The following is an 18,589-nucleotide window of genomic DNA, read 5'->3' as shown; positions in this document are numbered from 1 at the left end:
CGCCGATGATCAAGGTTCTGGCAATGCGCACGGGTGTTACCTCAGCTTTCTCGACTGTTGGGTGCCGTGCCGCCCATCGGCATTACGGCCTACCCGTGCAAGGTAACGTCTCTTGTCCCTCTTTTGGCCGGGAAGTCCGTTTTCTGCGAGAAGCCGGACACCCCCTCGAAGTCGACGTCCTCGTCACCGTTGTTCGACAGCAGGAGGATGACTTCGGTGTCGAACCAGAGATCCGGTCCCGACGAGACCGGCCGGGACTTTGCCGGACCGGGCGGGACGTAGGGCACGCGCGTCGTACGAGCACCCACGGAGCGGCCAACCATCCACAAGGGACGAGGGGCAAGAGGCACTTAACCCAGCCTGTCAAACAGCTTTCTGGCGATCGTCTTGCATGGCGAGATACATATCGACGATCTTGTCTCTGCTGGCCGACGCCGCTCGATTCTGCCGCCACTCGCCGGGCGATAGGTGGCACGTCGACGAGACGTACGTCAAGGTCAACGGGGTCTGGCGGTACGTGTACCGGGCGGTTGACCAGTACGGAGAGGTCATCGACGTGCTCGTCTCGGCCCGCCGCGACGCCGACGCGGCGCGGAGGTTCTTCCGCCGGGCGCTGTCCACGGTGAAGGTCAAGCCCACCGAGGTGGTTACCGACGCCGCCGCGGTCTACCCCGCCGTCCTCGACGAGCTGATCCCGTCGGCGTGGCATCGCGTCGAGCAGTACGCCAACAATCCCATCGAGGCTGATCACAGCCGGCTCAAACACCGGCTGAGACCGATGCGCGGGCTACGAACGGACCAGACAGCACACGTGATCATCGCCGGACACGCCTTCATGCAGAACCTTCGACACGGCCACTACGAACTCGCCGTCGACGCCCCGCCAACAATGCGGGTCGCCGCTGCGTTCACCGAACTCGCCCAAGCGATCTGACCGCGGACCCAGCACGGGTTCAACACGTCCGCCGGTCTTACAACGCAACGGCGCCCGCCTGGTACCGCCACATCACCCTGGCCATGTGGGCCCACGCGTTCCTCGCCGTCACCGCTGCGGCCTCAAAGGGGGCAGATCCCGAACGAGACAGACTCATTCCCCTCACCCTCGGCGAGGTTCGACGTCTCCTGGCACACCTGATCACCATCATCCGCCACCAAGATCGTATCTGACGATGGTCCCGATGGCGACGCCGCCACCAATACCGCGCTCGAACCAGCCACTACCAGCGCAGACTCCGAACCTGAAAGTGCGGCTGGAGTATTAGCTCGGTATGACGGGAAGTCACTATCGGTGGCCGGTGAGCACCTCGTAAATTCCCGCCATTCGAAGCTGCCTTTCTATAAAAGTGCTGACTTCCCGCACCACCAGTGAGGTGCCCAGCCCTCGGGCGGCCCGCTGGGCGCTGAGGAGGGCCGCCAAGCCCGTGGAGTCCATGAACGTCACCTGCAGCATGTCGACCACCAGGCTGGGTGGGCGGCGACGCCTGACCTCGTTCATTAGCGCGGCCTTCAGGTCTTTAGAAGCGGCGATATCGATATCACCGCGCACGTGAATCGTGGATGTGCCGTCCGCCGCAAGGGATGTACTGATCGTGAAGTTACCCACCGGTCGCGTGTTCTTTCATGCGAATTCCATATCCGATCTTGCGATGTTCTCGGAACCATAACGCCCACCCACGGAAACGGACCTCCTTGCCCCCGATCTGATCTGCCCGCGCTGGGCCCTTTATCGGTATCGCTGCACCCGCTCCACGGCTGCGCTCATATGGGCCCTTTGTGGCCAGGCTGCGGTGACTCGAGGGGTTCGTCGAACAGCCCCGTCCACCGGCCTTGGCTGCCCGTCAGGACGGCGCAGTCCCCCGACAGCCGGCGAGCAGCACACTGGCTTCGATCCCTACGCAGCCGGTAGTCGCAGCCGCTGCCCGGCGAACGGACGAACCCCTGCCACTCGTGGAGCTAACAGTTCGCCTGCCTAGGTCGGACCCGCTACTGCCCGGGCTGACAGGACAGCACCGTGCAGCCGTTGCCCGCTGCCGCGAGTAGAGCGCCCGCAGTGTCGAGCCGGCCGACCGCGCGGTGGGTGGCGGCGAGGGTCTTCCACTGGAGCGGGTCAACGGTCAGCACCGCCGCGGCCCGATGGTTGACCAGGAGGTCGAGCCGGTCGGTGTCGATGACTGATCGGGCTGCCTCGGCCAGACACATCACCGGCAGCCCGAAGAGGGACTCCTCGTTGGCGACCTTGGTGATCGCTTCGCCCACGGCGGTCGAGCCCTCGGTGAACGCGAGAATGGCGGAGGCGTCGAGGATGAGTCGGATCGGGAGGTCGTTCAGGGCGGGGGTGGGCTGGTCCGGTCGGGCGGGTGGGGTGGATGAGCGGCCGCGGGGCCGGCGTTGCCTTGGGGTGCGCCACATGGGGTAGGTGGTGCTGCCATCGGGGAGAGTGAATGGTGCGAGGGGGACGTAGCCGTGCCGTGCGTACAGGTCCCGGTCGGCGAGGGTTGTCACCTCCGTGTAGGTGGGCAGCAGCGCTTGGCCCATGCGAGCGTTGCTGGTGGCGAGCAGGGTGCTGGCACGCCTGACCCGGTACGGCTTCGGTGCGACGGTGAAGAACGCCAGGTGGTGGTGCGGGCCTTCGGGTCGGTGCGTGTGCAGAATGTCGTCGAGGTGCAGGAAACGGTCCACGTACTCGCCGCATGCGACAGCGAGCCGCTCGCCGTACCCGGTCGACGGTGAGATGGGACCGTAGCGGTGCAGCCACACGGCGGCGGCGGAATGATCCTGCAGGAGATAGGCCTCGCCGAACAGCAGCGCGTGTTCGGTCCAGACGCGGACGACGGCGCGGAGGATGTCCCGCCGACGGTGCTCGTCGGGTACGAGCCATGCGCCGATCGTGCTGTCGGCGAACGGGCCGACGACAAGATCCACGATGTGGGGGATGTCGCGCCAATGGGCGCGACAGACAGGCAGGGTGTTGATCACGCGGTTTCTCCGGGTAGCGGATGCGGCTGGTCAGCGATGGCGGTGTCGCCGGGCTGCGCAGAGTTCTGGGACGTCATGACGCCCGGCAGCAGATGCCGCTTCTTCTTCACCAACCGTGCCGATCAGTCAGGCGCGGTACGGGCAGAAGCGGTTCCGCAGGGCTGTGAAGGCGGGACCGGACCCCCGGTGGCAGCGGCGATGACGGCGCCCGTGTGGCGCGGATGGTCGTCGCGGCTGCCCCCGCTGGCGCGAGGATGGTCAGGGCTGCTCAGGCGGGCCTGGTGCCCGGCTGGCCAGAGCGGCCCGCGAGCTTCTCGCAACCAGTGACGTAACCGTCGACAAGCTGCAGGGCCGGGGCCCATACGCGCAGCGAAGCGTCAGCCGGGATTCCGGTGCCGCCCGCACCGGAGCCCTGGCCGCCGGCGCTGGCGGGAGCGCCCCGAGTCAACCCGAGGGCCTGGACCATGTCGCCTGCCCACTGCACCTGACTCGTCTGCACCTGACCCGTCCCGGCCGCATTCGGCGACCGCGGGTCAACGCCTGCCGACACGGACGTCCGCGCCGCCTGTGGGGCTACCGGGTGGACCGCCGCCATCGGGGGGAGCGGGCGGACGATCGCGATGGGCGTTGCGACCGTCGGTGCCTCATCCGTCGACGGCGGTGCGTCGACGGCGGGGCCGGCGGGAGGCATCGACGGCGCGGCGGGTAAGCCGATGATCGGCTGAGTCAGGTCGAGCACCGGGGCCAAAGCGGGCGGTAGTACGTCAACGATCGGCTGGGTCACGGGCCCGACGACAGTGCCGACCGGTTCCAGCAGGCCCGTCTCGGCGATCTTCTCCACGACGGGCGACGCCAGGCCCACGACCGGACGCGTCGCCGAGGCGACTGCCTCGACGGCCGCTTCGGCGTCGGCGGCTACCGTCGGGTCCCCCACCTGGCCTACCGCACTCTGCACAACCGCCGACCGCTGGCCCGCCGGCATTCGCACTGGTACGTCCAGGCCCGCCAGGTGGCCCCGGCTTGGGACCGTTTTCTCACCGCCGACACGGCCGGACACGCTCTCCATCCCAGGGCCGTTGAGCGAGAAGGGCGTGCACCCCAGGGAGCTGTCGATATGGGTTCCGCCACCGCTGAGCAGGCCGCCGAGGGTGCACGAGGCCGCGGGCTCGGCGGCCCGAGCAGCGTCATCCGCAACCGCCTCGTGAAAGCCCCAAAGACCGACCACTCCACCAATCAGGAGAGCACCCCGCAGCGTCCACCGAGCCAGCCGGCCTGGACACCGCAACAACAGGCACCTCCGATGGAACGCCTTGTTCACCCAAGGCCTCTGATTGTGCCCGGAGTGACCGCCCAGACGCCCTCTGACACACCGCCGGGTGTCGATGTCACCGCCCACCCTGACCCTGGCGCGCCCGAGGCGACGGTCAGCGCCCGGCAGCGCGGACAGCGCCTGTGCTGCCTCCGCCAATGCCCGAGCGGACTCGTCCTGGCCTGCCAGAGATTTGCGCAGCGCTTCCACCGCTGAGCCCTCGCCGGCAGCAGCGGTGGCATCCATCAGCTCCAGAGTGCACTTACACAGAGCAATTGTGGTGGCGCGCAGCAGGTCGGCCAAGGCGGCCGGTTCCCTGATCTGCACATCGCCCTCCAGCTCCGCTGCCAGCCGAAAGGCAGCGCCGCGCAGGTCCATGGCGTGCTCCGAATACTTAGGAAGTCACGTCGCTTTCGGTGACGGCGCGGGTGAACCGGCCGGCGAGGGCGCGTTCGCCGGCCAGGCGGCTGGCGGCGAGGATCCCGGCGACCGGTCTGTTCTGGGTGGAGCAGGCGGTGCCGCCCTGGCTCGCAGGCAGCCGGCCGGACGGTCGGGGCGGGTCACGGCGACCACGTTGTCCCGCAGCAGCGCGGCGACGACCTGGTACGCGGTGGGTTGGGCGAGCGTGTCGCGCGCGTATCCCATGTCCTGTTCGGCGTAGCGCGCCAGCGTCTGCCCGTGATCGTCTAACGAGGTGGTGACGGCCGTTCGGATGTGCGTCGCCCAGGTGCCCTACTGGTAGAGGGGTGGACTGGTCGGAGCGGCGCAGGGTCATGTAGCGCAGCGTGCTGGTGCACAACAACGACGCCAGCGACCTCGCCATGCGGCGAGAGGACTACGTCGCCAAGATGATCGGTGTCCGGGTTGCCAAGGGCCCCAACGGCCAGGACCTTCCGATCCACTTGCATGGCGTGGGCAAGTCAGGACTCGACGTCATCGGGTCGAACGGGGAGTTCGTGTTCGTCGATAGGGAAGCGAAGGCCAAGGACCCTGCGAAGTTCGGTGGCAAGCTGAAAGTCTCAAAGGAGCTGCCGAGGATGCCGACAGTGATACCCGTGATGAAGGCTGCAGGAGCGATCATGATCAAGTTCAGAACGATCGCACCCGCGGCCATGCCGCCGCCGCCCGTCGCAAGCGATCCGCCCCCAAGCCACGCGAGGGCCGCATTCGTGGCAGCTGCACCGCTGAGACCACTGATGGCAGTGCCCGTGCTCGCCGACGCGAAAGCAGACACACCCCACAGGGCGGCGCCCTGTGCGCTGGCCGCCGCACCCAGAGCTCCGAACCCGCCGGTCAGCCCCGTCCGCGCCTGTTCGACGTCGAACTTCAACTTCGGCAATGAGGGCACCGCAACTTCGACACCCGCAACGACCTTGCGGTCGAGCCGCTCAACAAGGTGCTCGTTCTTCTCAAGCCACGCGGCGAATCGGCCGATCGTCTCGGCTTGTGCGCGAAGTTGATCCTTGCCGTAGTCCTCCGCAAACTCGTGCGTACGGCCCTGGCAGACCTCAACAGCGCTGACTGCCAGCTCATGGTCGCGCTGCGCCGCCTTCGCCGTCATGTTCGCCTGGACCAGATCGGTGACGCCCTTGCCAGCTGCGCCGACCCCAGCGGCAATCAGGGCGGCGAGCGGGATGACAAGTGGTGCGACCAAGATGTCTCCGATCGCGCGTGCCGAACAACAGGTACCTGATGTTCCCATCGAAGGCGGGGCGCGCGTGCCGCCGATCAGGTCTGGTTGGGCTGCTGTTCGGCTCGCTGCATCCCTTCATTCGGGCGACGTCCCGGCTTCTTCGGCCTCGGCCTGGCGGCCCACGCACCCGACCCCCGCCGGGGGGAGCCTGGTCATGGTCGCCAGACGGTGGCGATGGTTGTCGTCCTGTGTGTGATCGACGAGTGCTCTTGGCGCTCCTTTCGTTCGTCATTCGTTGCGTAGCAGAGCACTCGCTGACTTCCTGCTGACTCGGCCCGATGACGACCCTGCCCGTCGGCACCTCGCTTACATGGCGCGTCCGACAAAGAGTCGCAGCGTCCAGTGACGCCCACTGGGTCTGGGCCGGAGGTGGGTTCGGTACGAACGTGTCCGCCTTGGCCGCCTTGGTGGATGTCAGGGACTGATGTCAAGCGCTCAGCTGCTGGCTCTCTGCTAGTCGCGGGCATGAACCCGTCGGGGAGAGCCGGACACAGGTTGTCGATGCGTGTCGGTCGGTGCCGGGCGATGCCTGAACCCTTCCGCCACCTGCCCTCCGTTGATCGGTCTGATCAGACAACCTTGAGTCCGTGATCAGCACCGGTCCGGGCTCGGCGGTTTCATCACCTGCACGTCCGTCCATAAAGTTGCATCTTGCGAACTGATTGATGCGCGCCGATACTGGCGAAAGCGTCTGTCTGGAGGGCGACATCGGCTGACCCGGCAACGCGTCTCCCAACGACGACTCACGGGGCCATCACCCATCTGGTCCTATCAATCCTGAGGAGGAGACAGTGAGGATCAAGCGCAGCCCATCCTGCAGTCACATCGGCCGAGCCGCCCAACTGATCGCCGTAACCGTCGGCATGGTCGCCACCACCGCCTTTGCCCTGCCGACCGCCGTGTCGGCATCCCCTCAGGGCTACTCCGCCAGTCAGCTGTCCGAAGTCAACGACTCCGTGCAACGGTCGGGCGTCGAGGGCATCGCATGGCACGTTGACGCCGCATCCAACCGCGTCGTGGTGACCGCAGACAACACCGTCTCCCGCGCCGAGATCGCGAAGATCAAGCAGACTGCCGCCGCCAAGGCCGGTGCGATCCGGGTCGAGCGCGCATCCGGTGTTTTCACCCCGCTGCTGTCCGCCGGTGACGCCATCTACGGCGGCCAGTACCGTTGCTCGCTCGGCTTCAACGTCGTCAGCGGCAGCACCTACTACTTCCTCACGGCCGGGCATTGCGGGAACGTGGCCAACACCTGGTACACCAACTCCAGCCACACCACTCTCATCGGCCCGACCATCGGCTCCAGCTTCCCGGGCAACGACTACGCGCTGGTCCGCTACGACAACGCCTCGCTCACCCACCCTGGCGGGTATGCAGTCGCGGACGCGTTTGTCGGGGAATCGGTCAAGCGCACCGGGTCGACCACCGGCACCCACAGCGGAACGGTCACCGCGCTCAACGTCTCGGTCCGCTATGTCGGCAAGGGCGGCGGCACCGTGAGGGGCATGATCCAGACCACCGTCTGTGCTGAGCCCGGCGACTCCGGCGGCCCGCTCTACGACGGCACCAAGGCGCTCGGCATCACCTCCGGCGGCAGTGGCGACTGCAAGTCCGGTGGCACCACCTTCTACCAGCCCGTACGCGAAGCGGCCAACGCGTACGGCGTGACCGTCTACTGATCCACCAGCGAGGCGAATGCAAAGGGCTCCCGGCCGTGGCCGGGAGCCCTTTTGCCGTCACCGGCTCCGTCGGTCGATCGGCCCAGTCACCGTAACCCGACCCGGCAAGGAGTGATCAGGAGGTGGGGCGAGCGGTCGGTGCAGCAGTCGGGTGAGCGCCACCAGCGGGCTTGCTGGGCACGCTCGTCGGAACGGTGTCCGGCTTCCCGGCCGGGTGGGACGGGCGAGCCTTGGTCGGCCGGGCGCTCGGGGCGTTCTTGGCGTCCTTCTGCGCGAGCAGGGTGTCGCAGTAGGCAGCCACCTTCTCTTTGTCCCCGGCGGTGGTGATCAGCGCGGTGAACGCCGGGTTCTCCAGCGCCTTGCCGGGGTTGTCGCCGGCGCCGGCCTTGTACGCGCGGCACAGGCCGACCAGCGAGGGCGACGGGGACGCGGCGCCCTTCTCCTCGGCCGAGGACTTCCCCGCCTGCTCGGACGGCTTGCCCGTCGCGTGCGGCGAGGGCCGGACCGTGGCGTTGTCGTTCATCGGGTTGGGCATTACGCCGTTCGCGGAGGCCAGGGCGACGCCGCCGGTAGCGACGACGGCCACCGCTGCGGCACCGGCGACTTTCAGGGTGAGCAGTTTGGCGAGGGCGGTCTCAAGCATTGAGCGTCTCCGTGGTTGAAGGACCAGGCCGAGATGAGCCGCCCGGAAGGCGTCCATTGCCGCCTCCTCGCCCGTCCATTCGCCCGGCTGTGCCGTGGCGCGGGTCGCGGTGAGGAAACGGACCAGGGCATTCGGGCCCGCCTGCGGATCGACGATGTCACCGCCGAGCAGTCGCTCCGCGGTGTCTCGGTCCACCCCGTAGGGCCGGTGTGCACTCATCTCACGCTCCTCAGCGCCGCTGCCTCGTCCGATGTCACACCCCTCTCGTCGACCGCGGCCGCACCCCCGGACAGTTCCACCTCCGCCTGCCGTAAGCGATCGGCGAGACGGCGCAACCCCCGGTAGGCGGCGGTACGCACGGCACCCGAACGCTTGCCCAACACCTGCCCCGCCATCGCGGCGTCCAGCCCCATCACCGCGCGCAGCAGCACCGCCTCCGCCTGATCACGGGGAAGGGTGCCGATCAGTCGGATCGCCGCCTCCGTCGACATCGACTGCATTGCCTGCATCGCCGGATCCGCCTGGTCGGCCAGGTCGCTGAACTCCTCCAACGGCATCGGAATGCTGGGGCGGCGCCGCATGCGCCGGAGATGGTCCATGGCGCGGTGACGTGCGATCGTCGCGGCCCAACCACGGAAACCGTCGTAATCACCCTGGAACGACCCCAGATCGCGGACGATCTGCAGCCATGCCTCCGACGCGACGTTTCACGCTGCTTACCGCCTGGGCTGGCGTCGCCAACTGGGTCATCCGGGCCCGGCGCACCGGACCACCGGTCGCACCCACAGCGCCAGTGGCGTGGTGGCGGATGAGCGCGATCGTCGCCGTACCCCTCAACCTGATCGCAGCCGTGCAGTACCTGTCCGCCACCACAAACGGGGGCGAGTACATGCGCACGGTCCTGGCCGAGACCACCCTGCTGCTGGTCGCCGCATCCGTGGCACTCGTGACCACCACGACCGCCGGTATCCAGGTCGTCCGGCGCACCGCAGCAAACCAGCAGCACACCGCCGATGCCCGAGCCACGACGGCGTAGTCGTCCACATGACGCACGGTCGGCGGCAGAAGCGTGTGCCAGATCGCAGATCGAGGACTGTTCGGTCGCAGCCGGTGGCGATGTTCCCTTATACCTTCGTAGCCGATATATTGTGCCGCGTGGAAACCCCACTGCGTGAACCCACTTTCCTGATCCTCACAGCCCTCGCCGGCGAGCCGATGCACGGCTACGGCCTGATCGCCGAGGTGGCCCGGCTGTCCGACGGCCGCATCTCGCTGCGGCCCGGCACGCTCTACGGCGCGCTGGACCGGCTGGTCGACGCGGGCCTGGTGGCCGTCGACCACGAGGAGATCGTCGACGGCCGGCTGCGCCGCTACTACCGGCTCACCGAGCCGGGCGGCGAGCTGCTGGCCGCCGAGACCGAACGCATGCGCCGCAACGTCAAAGCGGCAACCACCCGGCTGCGCGCCGTCAAGGCTGCGCCCCGCCCGAGCCGAGGATTCGCATGAGCTTGCCGGAAGGCCAGCCGGACCGCCCGCAAGGGCATGACCGAGGACGCCCTGCGATGACCGATCTCGAACGGCGCTTCGCACGCTGGACGGCGCTGTTCTATCCGGCCGACTATCGGCGCACGCGTGGCTCGGAGCTGGTGGACACCTACCTGTCCCTGGCCGCGCCCGACCGTAGGAGACCCTCGCCGGCCGACATCGCGGACCTCGCGGCCGGTGGGCTGAGCCAGCACCTGCGGACCGCACGGGGCCTCGGTCCCGGCTTCCGGCTCGCCGGCCTGCTCGCACTGACGACGGCGACCACGTGCGCGACCGGGTGGGCGATTCTCGAGGCGCTTGCCCCCACACCGTCCTGGTCTTTGCAGGTCGGGCCGTTTCTGTCGCTCGCCGTCGCGGCGTGGGCGGCCTGGTTGCTCGCCGCCGTGGTATATGTCGCGGCGAGCGGCCGATGGTTTCGTTGGGCGGCCGGCCTGGCCGTACTGGTGACTGCCTTCATCGTGCCGGCCGCGGCGCTGACCGGATTGCCCCGCCCGCCGCTGTCGGTGCTGCTGCCCCAGATTGTGCTCGGTGTCGTCGCGCTCGGTGCGGCGGGCCAGCGCCTCTGGTGGGTGCGGCTCATGCCGATCGCCGCTGCGGCGGCGATCCTGCCGATCGCCATCGGCACCGCGCCCACCTTGGATTTCATCAGCGGCTACTACGATCTCGCCGCAACGGCCCTGCCCGCCGCTGCGGTGACGCTGCTGATCGGCGCGCTGCTGATCGCGCTCGGCCTAGCCGCCCGGCGCGACTACCGCGGCACATGGGCGATGCTGATCCTGCTCACGCCGATCGGGATGCTCGCGGTGAACCCGCTCGGCGCGGTGCTTGACGACTCCGGCCCCGGCCGGGCCATGATTCCGGCGTGGTCATCCATGGTCGTCGCGTCCGTGCTGGTGGCCATGATCGGACCGATGCTGCTGCCGCTGGCCCTTGTGGCACGGGGCCAGCTGTCCGCGGGCCGCCGTCCGCCCGGACCGGGTCATTGCCCCACCTGCGGCGCATCCTCGACATCCGCGTAGTCCGCCGCACGACCGAAGCTCAGCCCGCAAGACAAACAACACCGGCCTCGACCACCCAAGCGGAGGCCCGGACACAGTGGTAGAGCTGCGGCGCACGCTCATCAACATGATCGAGTGCACTGTTCTCGGCTACTTGTTTCATTGACCTGCGACCGTCGCCCGGCCAGGCTGCGGTCGAGGCGCCCGGGCTGTCGCTCTCTTTTCGGCTGCCCACGCTGGTCGTGTGGCTCTCATTTGGCCTGCGCGGCCCGGGCGTCGCCCCAAGGGCGGGGAGAGGCTCAAGAGGGGTTTGCTCGGCTCGAAGTAGCGTTGCCCTCCCGGCTCGACAACCCAGGTGGATCGAGCATCGGAGGACGCGTTGAGTCACATCCAGCACGGACTGACGTTCGGCCGCCGACAGCATCGACGGCGGAGGTGTCTTGGGCCGCAGCGGACGCGACACCACCGGTGGCTGCTGGCGCCGGTAGTGAGTGGCGCGGGACCGGCCAGTCAACCGGCACGCCCCGGCCACACCCACCACCGGCGTCAACTCCTCGAACGCGGCGGTCAGCGCCTGCGCGGCCGCGGCGTGTCGTCCGCGCTCTCGGACAACGTCTCCAAGAGCGCGTGCGCTTTTCCCATGATCTCCAACGCGGTCTTCGTCCGCGCCAGGTCCGCTTCCAGACGCTCGTTACGCCGCCGCAACCGCTCGATCTCGGCCACCTCCGCGCTGCGGCGCCGGTTCTCACTCACCGGGCTCTTGCGGCTACCCAAGGCGGTCAACGCCCCCGCGTCCCGCGCGGCCCGCCACTCCAGAATGTGCGAGTGATACAGGCCCTCCCGGCGCAGGATCGCCGCGCCCTCACCCGAGGCCTTCGCCGCGTCGTACTCCGCCACGATGCGCAGTTTGTACTCCGCCGTGAACGTCCGCCGCTTCGGCCGTCCGCCCTGCTCACCAGGCGTACTGGGTAGTGTCACGATGATCCTCTTCCTGTCTCCCGGCAAGCCTAGCTTCACCGGAAAGGCTGCCTCATCTCAGCCTGACAGACAGGGCTGCTGTCGGTCCGCGCCCGCCTTGGCAGTAAGCCACTCCAGGACGTCACCGAGGCCGACATCGAGGCTCTGATCGACTGGATGCTGACGGAGGGCCGGAAACGTGGCGGCAAGCAGGGAACGGGGCTCGGTGTTCGGTCAGTGCGCCTGACGCTCGGCCGGCTCCGGACCGCGCTGAACGTGGCGGTTCGCCGCCAGCTCGTGGTGCGCAACGTTGCAGCGTTCGTGGCCATCCCCAGAGCGGCAGCGAAGGCCGCAGCCGAGGCACAGGCCGAGCGCAAGCCCTGGACCCAGGAGGAGGTGAAAGCGTTCCTGACCGGCATCACGGGCGAACGTTCGTACGCCGCCTGCCTGCTGTCGCTGATGGGTCTCCGACCGGCCGAGGTGTGCGGACTGCGTTGGTCCGATGTCGACTTCGAGGCCGGCACGATCGCGGCCGGGAACAACACCCGGACGCTCGTCGACGGTGAGATTGAAGAGAAGGAAGCCAAATCGGCGGCTGGCAAACGCGGCCTGCCGATGCCCGCGACGGTAACGAAGGCGCTCAAGGCGTTCCACACCCTGCAGAAGAGGGAACGCCTCAAGGCCGGTAACGCCTACGTCGACAGCGGCTACGTCCTGGTCAACGAACTCGGCCAGCCGCAGCGCACCGACTGGCTCCGCCGCCGGGTGTACGAGCTGATGGCAAAGGTCGGAGTACGCAAGGTCCGGCCGTACGACGCCCGGCACGCCTGCCTGACCTACCTCGCCGGCGCCGGAGTGCCCGACGTCGTCCTCGCTGCCTGGGCCGGCCACGCCGACGGCGGCACGCTCGCCAAGCGGGTCTACGTCCACCCCGACAGCAGCCACCTCAAGGTGGCTGCCGAGCACCTCGAATCGGGGCTGTTCGGGTGACTTGAGCGCCCGAGAATTCAGCAGTACCGGCGTACGTGAGAAATTGTGAGACGAAACGGCAAAGGCCCCGACTCACCGAAGTGAATCAAGGCCTCTGACCTGCCGAAACTCTGTCGGGACGGCCGGATTCGAACCGACGACCCCTTGACCCCCAGTAGTTGAAGGCCCCAGCGGCGTGCTCAAGCACGTTCTCCCAGGTCGCCAATCAGCATACCCAGCCGAGTAAAGGAGTCGGGCTGCCCGCTTATACGCTCGACGCCGACTGGACCGCCCGCCACTCCTGGTCCCGTTCACTAGCCGTCGTCACGACGCGGCGCCGCCGCGAGGAGCTCACCACGTCGGTGCATGGACATCATCGCCATCGCCGGGTCTGCAGGCCATTGGGGATCCTCACCTGCTGGCGTCACCGCCGGCCTTGCATAGGTCGGCGAGGAGTGCATCGAGCAAGCGTTCCTCCATGACCGCTCGACCCGCCTTTCGCATCTCCTCCTGCAGCGGCGGATCCCAGGACGTTACGGCCGGCGCTCCGATCAGGTCGGGACCGGTGCCGGCTCCTGGCACGTAGTCGGCTGCCGTCATCCGCCACGGAACCGCGTTGGGATACCGGTCGAGGGCCGCTGCCGTCAGGCGTACGCCGGTCCAATCGAAGTCGTTGCGCCAGCGGATCACCGCGCCCGTCGCGGCGCGCAGCAGCGTGTGCACTGCGGCCGAGGGCACGCCTTCGGTGCAGACCAGCGACGGCGCTCGCGGCCCCAGGGCGGTGGCCGCCGCGCGCAGTACAGCCGGGTTCTCGCAGACGAAGACCTCTGCACAGGCCAGGGCGAGGGGTGCCAGGCGGAGTTGGTGCAGGGTGACCCGCATCGGCACGCCGGAATCGGCGGCATCGGTCAACCACCGCCCGAGCAGGCCACCGGTGGCGGGCACATTGAGCACCAGCACCTGGCTGGCCAGGTCGTCGGGGACCAGGCCGACGGACTCCCACAGCGCCCTTTCCTGTTCGCCGCCGGCCGGCATGGGTGCCCGCTGCCAGGCTGCGACCGCGCGCAGAACCAGCCCTCGTAGCGCCCCGTCCGCGAGGGCCTTCGTGTCGTTGAGCACCCGGTCGGCGAAGACCGGCATCGGCTCGTCCGCGGCGGGCAAGGCGTCCAGCACGCGGACCACGCCCTCGAACGGCAGCCCGGCCCGGACGACCCGGGTGAGGGTACCGTCCCGACGAAGTCCTTCGAGCCAGCCTGCGTACCAGTCGGTGCCGGCATGCCGGCCTTCGTGGGCCACGGCGAGGATGGCGTCCCGCGCCAGCGCCTCGCGCTTCGCGTCCGCCGGCCGGTTCCGCAGCGGAGCCGCCGCGGCGAGCACCTCCGGCAGGCCGACTCCGTACACGCCGCGCAGATGCGCATCCACGTCCGACAGCCGTACGGTGAACCGGCCGGCGCCGGCGGAGCGGTGGGTGCCGGTCAGCCCGATGACCAGGAGCCGTTCGTCGTCCGTGGGCGCGCTCAGGGAGACGGCGGTGTCGAGCCGGCCGCCCGTGCGTTCCAGGCTACGCCGGGCGACGGACAGCAGCCGCCGCCAACCGGGTGCGTCGGGAAGCTGCGCCCACCCGACCCGGCCGGGCGGCCGCTGCTGCTCACCGCCACTCATTCGTCGCCGAGGCCGAACTCGACGAGCGCGGTGTCACGGCCCGACGCCCGGCGGGTTTCCGGCGAGCCGAGCGCCCGCGTCAGCGTCCCGTCGAAGTCGGCCACGTTGACCGAGCCGTCCCAGACCAGCAGCACGGTGGACACGGCGTGTTCCAGGGTGGAGTGCGACAGGTCGTAGTGCGCCGCGCCGCTGACCGCCGGGTGGGTTGCCCAGAGGTCGTACCCGGTCATGAACAGGTCCAGGTCGAACTGTTTCGCCAGGGCCATCAGCTCGCTGCGGCCAGTGTCGTCCACCCCGGCGAATGCCTCGTCCAGGCCGAGCAGACGGGGCGCGTCCGGCCGCGCCGAGCCGAACAGGGCGTTGGCGGCGGCGAAGAGCGGCAGGTGCAGCGAGACCGACTGCTCGCCGCCGGAGAGCTGGCTGTGCCGGGCCCGGGTCAGGGCTTCCGCGCCGCCGCCGGGACGGTGCAGGGTGAAGGCGAAGGTCCGCCACTGCCGGTAGTCGAGCACCTCCCCCAACAGCTCCCGGTACGGCCGCTCAGGCGCCGTCGCCCGGGCCGCCTTGATCCGGGCGGCGAAGTGCCGGCGCATCGTGGTGAGCTGACCCGGCCCGAGCCGGGCCGGGTCGCGCTCCAGCAGCTTGCAGACCTCGCGCTGCTCGGCGTCGAGGTCGTCGGCCAGCCGCCAGCCGACACCGACGGTGAGCCCGGAGGACATCCGCCGGGCCCGCATCTGGCCGTCCATCGCCTCCACCAGATCGCGGGCCTCGATGGTGCGGTGGTGGATCTGCCGGGCCAGCTGGCCCAGCAGCGCGTCCTCCAGCACCCGCTGTTCGGCGTCGGTGAGCAGCTGCTCCTGATCGCGGCGCTCGCGGGCGATCCGGTCCGCGAAGTGGGCCACCGGGGTCAGCCCCTGCTCGTCGGCGACCCGGACCACGATGACACCGTCGTCGGTGTCCCACTCGGGCCGGTGATCGAGCCCGGCCGCGGGCAGCTGCGCCTGCAACTCGGTCAGGGCGGTGGTCAGCCGGGTCGCGCTCTGCTTGAGCGACGTCTCGGTCGGGCTCAGTTCCCGGGTGGCGGCCAGGATCGCCTCGTGCAGCGCGGCCACCTGCGGGTCCAGCTTCGAGCCCTCCTCGCCGGCGGACTCGGTCCGGACCGGCCAGCGCAGCCCGGTCGGGCAGCGCAGCAGACCGAGCAGGTCCGGCTGGGCGTACGGGCGCAGCCGCAGCGCGTCGTGGTGCGCCTCGGCGACCGCGGCGGCGAGGGCCTGCTCGCCCAGCTCGACCCGGGTCGCCGCGGCGGCCCGCCGTTCCCGGGCGGCGCCGACGTCCCCCCGGGCACGCTCGACGGCCCGCTCGACGGCGATGACCTCGTCGGCGGTTTGGGCCACGTCGGCCAGCACCCGTTCCGCCTCGGCGCCGACGCTGGACCGCAGCGTCCCGTACGCCTCCGCCTTCTCTTCGTGCCGCGCGGTGGCAGCGCGCGCGGCGTCCTGCGCGACGGTGAGCCGGTCCACCGCCTCGTCGTGCCGCAGCTGGGCCTGGTCTTCCTGTTCGGCGGCGCGCGCCGCGGCCGGCCGGGCGCTCTCCAGCCGGACGCCCCGCTTCTCGAAGCGATCCACCGCGTCGGCGGTCTGGTCGAGCTGGTCCACCGGCAGGGACCGCTCCGCGGTGGCCCGGCGCAGCGCGACGGCTGCGGCGGCCCGGTCGGCCAGGGCCTGGTCGAGGCGGGCGGAGGCGGCGTTGGCGGCCTCCTGGCGGGCGCGCAGCGTCGCGGCCGCCCGATCGAGTTCGCGCAGCGCCGTCTGGATCGGCGCGATCGGCGGGAGCTGCGCTCCGGCGGCGTCCACGGCGGCCAGCAGCTGCTCGTCGGCGGCGCGGTCGCGGTCCAGCGCGCCGAGATCGGCGTCGACGACCGCCAGAATCCGGTCGCACTCGGCGACCCGGGCGGCGCGGCGGGCCGCCCGGGCGGTCGCGCCGATGTACTCGCACTCCATCTTGGCGAACCGGCCGACGCCGACGCCCTGGGCGTACCGGCCGTCCACGCCCACCACGACCGGCGCGGTGGCCTCCGGCGTGACCGCGTCGGCCAACGCCACCGAGGCGAGCACGTCGGTGATCCGGGCGACGGGTACATCGTCCTGGTCCTCGGCGGTCAGCACGTCGGCGAGGGTGGGGCCGGTCGGGCGACGACCCGTTGGCAGTGGCAGCAGGTAGCCGTCCAGGTCGTCGCCGGCCAGCCCGGCCGGCAGGTTGTCCGGCTCCGAATGCAGCCAGGCGTCCAGCAGGCCGGCGGCGTGCAGGGCCGCCTCGATGGCTGCGGCGTCCGCTCCGGTGACCGCGTCGGTGAAGCGGACCAGTCGCCACAGCGGTGCCCCAGACCTGCCGGCGCGCGACGCCGGACGGGTCGCCGGGGTGGGTGGCGCGTCGTCGTGCTCGTCCGCGATCCGGTCACGTTCGGCGACGACCTCACCTCGCCGGTCAGCCAACGCCGTGCGGCGGGCTGCCAACACCGCGAGCCGATCCCGGCACTGCGTCACGCCGGCGGCGGTGGCCGCGGCGTACACCTCCCGCAGCGTGTGCGTGCCGGGCTCGCCGGCGGCATCGACGGCCTCGCCCAGCCGGGCCGCCAGGCCACGCCCAGCGGCGGTACCGCCGGGCGGCCCGAGGCCGGAGAGCAGCCGCGAGTGGTCGCCCGCCCACCTCCCGACCTGGGCGTGCATCTGCGCGCGGGCCGCGGTGACCGCAGCCTCGGCGCGCTGTTCGGCCTGCTCGGCGTCGACGACAGCCTCCGCCGAGCGCGCCGCGTCGGCCGCCGCCCGGGCGTGGTCCCGCTCGGCCTGGCCGTGCCGGGCCGACTGCTCTCGGATAGCGCGTACGTCGTCGCGGCGGGCACCGGTGCGGGCGGTGAGCCGGGCCGCCAGGTCACTGGCGTCGGTGTCGGCGGCGCTCCAGGTGATCCCGGCAGTCTCGGCGTCCAGCATCAGGTCAGCGGCGAGCCGGTCGGCGGCGGCCCGCGCGTCGCGCGTCGCCACCGCGGCGCGCTCCCACTCGCCGCGCCGCCGCGACACCGCGTCCTGCTCGACGGTGACGGCCAGGCCGGCCTGGTCCGCGGCCTCGGCCAGGTCGTGCACGTGCCGTTCAAGGTCGGCGAGCTGCTCGTGGGACTGGTATGCCGCCGAACTCTTCAAGCTGTCCAGGTGGGCCCGGAGGCGACCCGGCTCGCCCTCGACCGCGCGCAGCCGCGCGGTGGCCGCCGCCTCGGCCTCAACGGCTTCCCCGGCGACGCGGCGGGCGTCGACCAGCCCCGTCGAATGCGCGGCGACCGCCTCACGGCGGGCCGTCAGGATGTCGGCCGCCGCGCGGGCGTGGGTGCGCAGGTAGGTCGAGTAGACCGTCAGGAAGGCCGCGGTGGCGCCGTCCGCCGCCACCAACCCCTCCAGGGTACGGGCGACCGCCTCCATGTCGTCGAACGAGCGGGCCGCCTCCACGAGAAGGTGGTCCTCGACCGGACGCAGCCCGCGCTGCAGCGTGCGGGACAACTCGACCGGGTTGAGATCCTTGGCCAGCTGCGGCTTACGGAGGGTGAGCACCAGGTCGAGCAGCTGCTCGTAACGGGCCGGACCGAGTCCGAACAGCCGGGCGTCAACGAGGTGCCGGTAATCCTCCGCCGAGTCCCGTACCGCGTCGGCGCCCAGGTGGGTGATCAGGTCGCGGCGGTTCAGCGGCCGGTCGTCGGCATCCAGCAGGGAGAAGTCCACCCCGACCCGGCCGTCGACAACGAAGTGCCAGCGGGTCACCCGGTCGACGTGCCGGTGCGCCCGCAGGCCGATGCCGACCGTCACGTATGACTCGCCGTCGCAGAACTCCATCCACACGTACGCGTGGGTGACCTCCTGCCCCCGGTACAGCAGGTTCGACTTCATGGTCCGGTCCTCGCTGGCGAACGGGTTGAGCCGGCGCGGCTCGATCCGCCCATCGAGGACGAAGGGAAAGAGGACCTCCAGGGCCTTGGTCTTGCCGGAGCCGTTCGGCCCGCGCAGCACCAACCACCCGTCGACGAAGAGGAACTCCTCGTCGCGGTAGTCCCACAGGTTGATGATCCCAGCCCGGGTGGGGGCGAACCGGCGGACGGTGCGCTGCTCGATCACGATCTAC

14 protein-coding genes and 1 pseudogene are annotated in these 18,589 nt (G+C 70.1%); 6 read left to right on the top strand and 9 right to left on the bottom strand.

Annotated elements, in window-relative coordinates; all coding sequences use genetic code 11:
- Positions 1-406: 406 nt before the first annotated feature.
- A pseudogene (locus KBX63_RS23780) lies at positions 407-934 on the top strand (IS6 family transposase); the annotation flags it as partial.
- 348 nt (positions 935-1,282) lie between these two features.
- On the opposite strand, the gene KBX63_RS23775 reads toward KBX63_RS23780, so the two are convergent.
- From KBX63_RS23775 to KBX63_RS23760, 4 genes are all read right to left on the bottom strand, one after another.
- On the bottom strand, positions 1,283-1,603 hold the full coding sequence (locus KBX63_RS23775; RefSeq protein ID WP_210914382.1) for an STAS domain-containing protein: 321 nt from the start codon (positions 1,601-1,603) through the stop codon (positions 1,283-1,285).
- A 380-nt stretch (positions 1,604-1,983) separates the two neighbouring features.
- Positions 1,984-2,922 carry a hypothetical protein gene (locus KBX63_RS35435; RefSeq protein WP_247662961.1) on the bottom strand — a complete coding sequence of 313 codons (939 nt, stop codon included), beginning with the start codon at positions 2,920-2,922 and terminating at the stop codon, positions 1,984-1,986.
- 322 nt (positions 2,923-3,244) lie between these two features.
- Positions 3,245-4,663 carry a hypothetical protein gene (locus tag KBX63_RS23765; protein ID WP_210914381.1) on the bottom strand — a complete coding sequence of 473 codons (1,419 nt, stop codon included), beginning with the start codon at positions 4,661-4,663 and terminating at the stop codon, positions 3,245-3,247.
- 457 nt (positions 4,664-5,120) lie between these two features.
- Positions 5,121-5,939, bottom strand: a complete 819-nt coding sequence (locus KBX63_RS23760) for a hypothetical protein (protein WP_210914377.1) — start codon at positions 5,937-5,939, stop codon at positions 5,121-5,123.
- Positions 5,940-6,769: 830 nt separating this feature from the next.
- Here KBX63_RS23760 and KBX63_RS23755 point away from each other — a divergent pair.
- Positions 6,770-7,657, top strand: a complete 888-nt coding sequence (locus tag KBX63_RS23755; RefSeq protein ID WP_307871808.1) for a S1 family peptidase — start codon at positions 6,770-6,772, stop codon at positions 7,655-7,657.
- Between the two features lie 115 nt (positions 7,658-7,772).
- Here KBX63_RS23755 and KBX63_RS23750 read toward each other — a convergent pair whose 3' ends face one another.
- On the bottom strand, positions 7,773-8,519 hold the full coding sequence (locus tag KBX63_RS23750; RefSeq protein WP_210914375.1) for a hypothetical protein: 747 nt from the start codon (positions 8,517-8,519) through the stop codon (positions 7,773-7,775).
- Positions 8,516-8,968 (bottom strand): RNA polymerase sigma factor, encoded by a 453-nt coding sequence (locus KBX63_RS23745; RefSeq protein WP_247662974.1) that lies wholly within the window; start codon positions 8,966-8,968, stop codon positions 8,516-8,518. Before KBX63_RS23745 ends, KBX63_RS23750 begins: the two co-directional genes overlap by 4 nt.
- A 140-nt stretch (positions 8,969-9,108) precedes the next feature.
- Between KBX63_RS23745 and KBX63_RS23740 the strand changes: the two genes are divergently transcribed.
- The 3 genes from KBX63_RS23740 (at position 9,109) to KBX63_RS23730 (ending at position 10,864) form a co-directional block, all read left to right on the top strand.
- Positions 9,109-9,336, top strand: a complete 228-nt coding sequence (locus KBX63_RS23740; RefSeq protein ID WP_210914374.1) for a hypothetical protein — start codon at positions 9,109-9,111, stop codon at positions 9,334-9,336.
- 119 nt (positions 9,337-9,455) lie between these two features.
- Entirely contained in the window at positions 9,456-9,806 is a 351-nt protein-coding gene (locus KBX63_RS23735) for a PadR family transcriptional regulator (RefSeq protein WP_210914373.1), read from the top strand.
- Positions 9,807-9,862: 56 nt separating this feature from the next.
- On the top strand, positions 9,863-10,864 hold the full coding sequence (locus KBX63_RS23730) for a hypothetical protein (RefSeq protein ID WP_210914370.1): 1,002 nt from the start codon (positions 9,863-9,865) through the stop codon (positions 10,862-10,864).
- Positions 10,865-11,410: 546 nt separating this feature from the next.
- Here the strand turns inward: KBX63_RS23730 and KBX63_RS23725 are convergent.
- Complete coding sequence (locus KBX63_RS23725) at positions 11,411-11,740, bottom strand: hypothetical protein (RefSeq protein ID WP_210914366.1); 330 nt, start codon at positions 11,738-11,740, stop codon at positions 11,411-11,413.
- Between the two features lie 237 nt (positions 11,741-11,977).
- Between KBX63_RS23725 and KBX63_RS23720 the strand changes: the two genes are divergently transcribed.
- Complete coding sequence (locus KBX63_RS23720; protein WP_210914362.1) at positions 11,978-12,790, top strand: site-specific integrase; 813 nt, start codon at positions 11,978-11,980, stop codon at positions 12,788-12,790.
- Positions 12,791-13,180: 390 nt separating this feature from the next.
- Here KBX63_RS23720 and KBX63_RS23715 read toward each other — a convergent pair whose 3' ends face one another.
- On the bottom strand, positions 13,181-14,431 hold the full coding sequence (locus tag KBX63_RS23715) for a TIGR02679 family protein (RefSeq protein WP_210914361.1): 1,251 nt from the start codon (positions 14,429-14,431) through the stop codon (positions 13,181-13,183).
- Entirely contained in the window at positions 14,428-18,582 is a 4,155-nt protein-coding gene (locus KBX63_RS23710; RefSeq protein WP_210914359.1) for a TIGR02680 family protein, read from the bottom strand. Before KBX63_RS23710 ends, KBX63_RS23715 begins: the two co-directional genes overlap by 4 nt.
- Between the last annotated feature and the right edge of the window lie 7 nt (positions 18,583-18,589).

This window comes from Micromonospora sp. U21 (assembly GCF_018070045.1).
Taxonomy (GTDB): domain Bacteria; phylum Actinomycetota; class Actinomycetes; order Mycobacteriales; family Micromonosporaceae; genus Micromonospora.
Note: the sequence above shows the minus strand (reverse complement) of the source record. Positions and strands in the feature narration are given on the sequence as shown.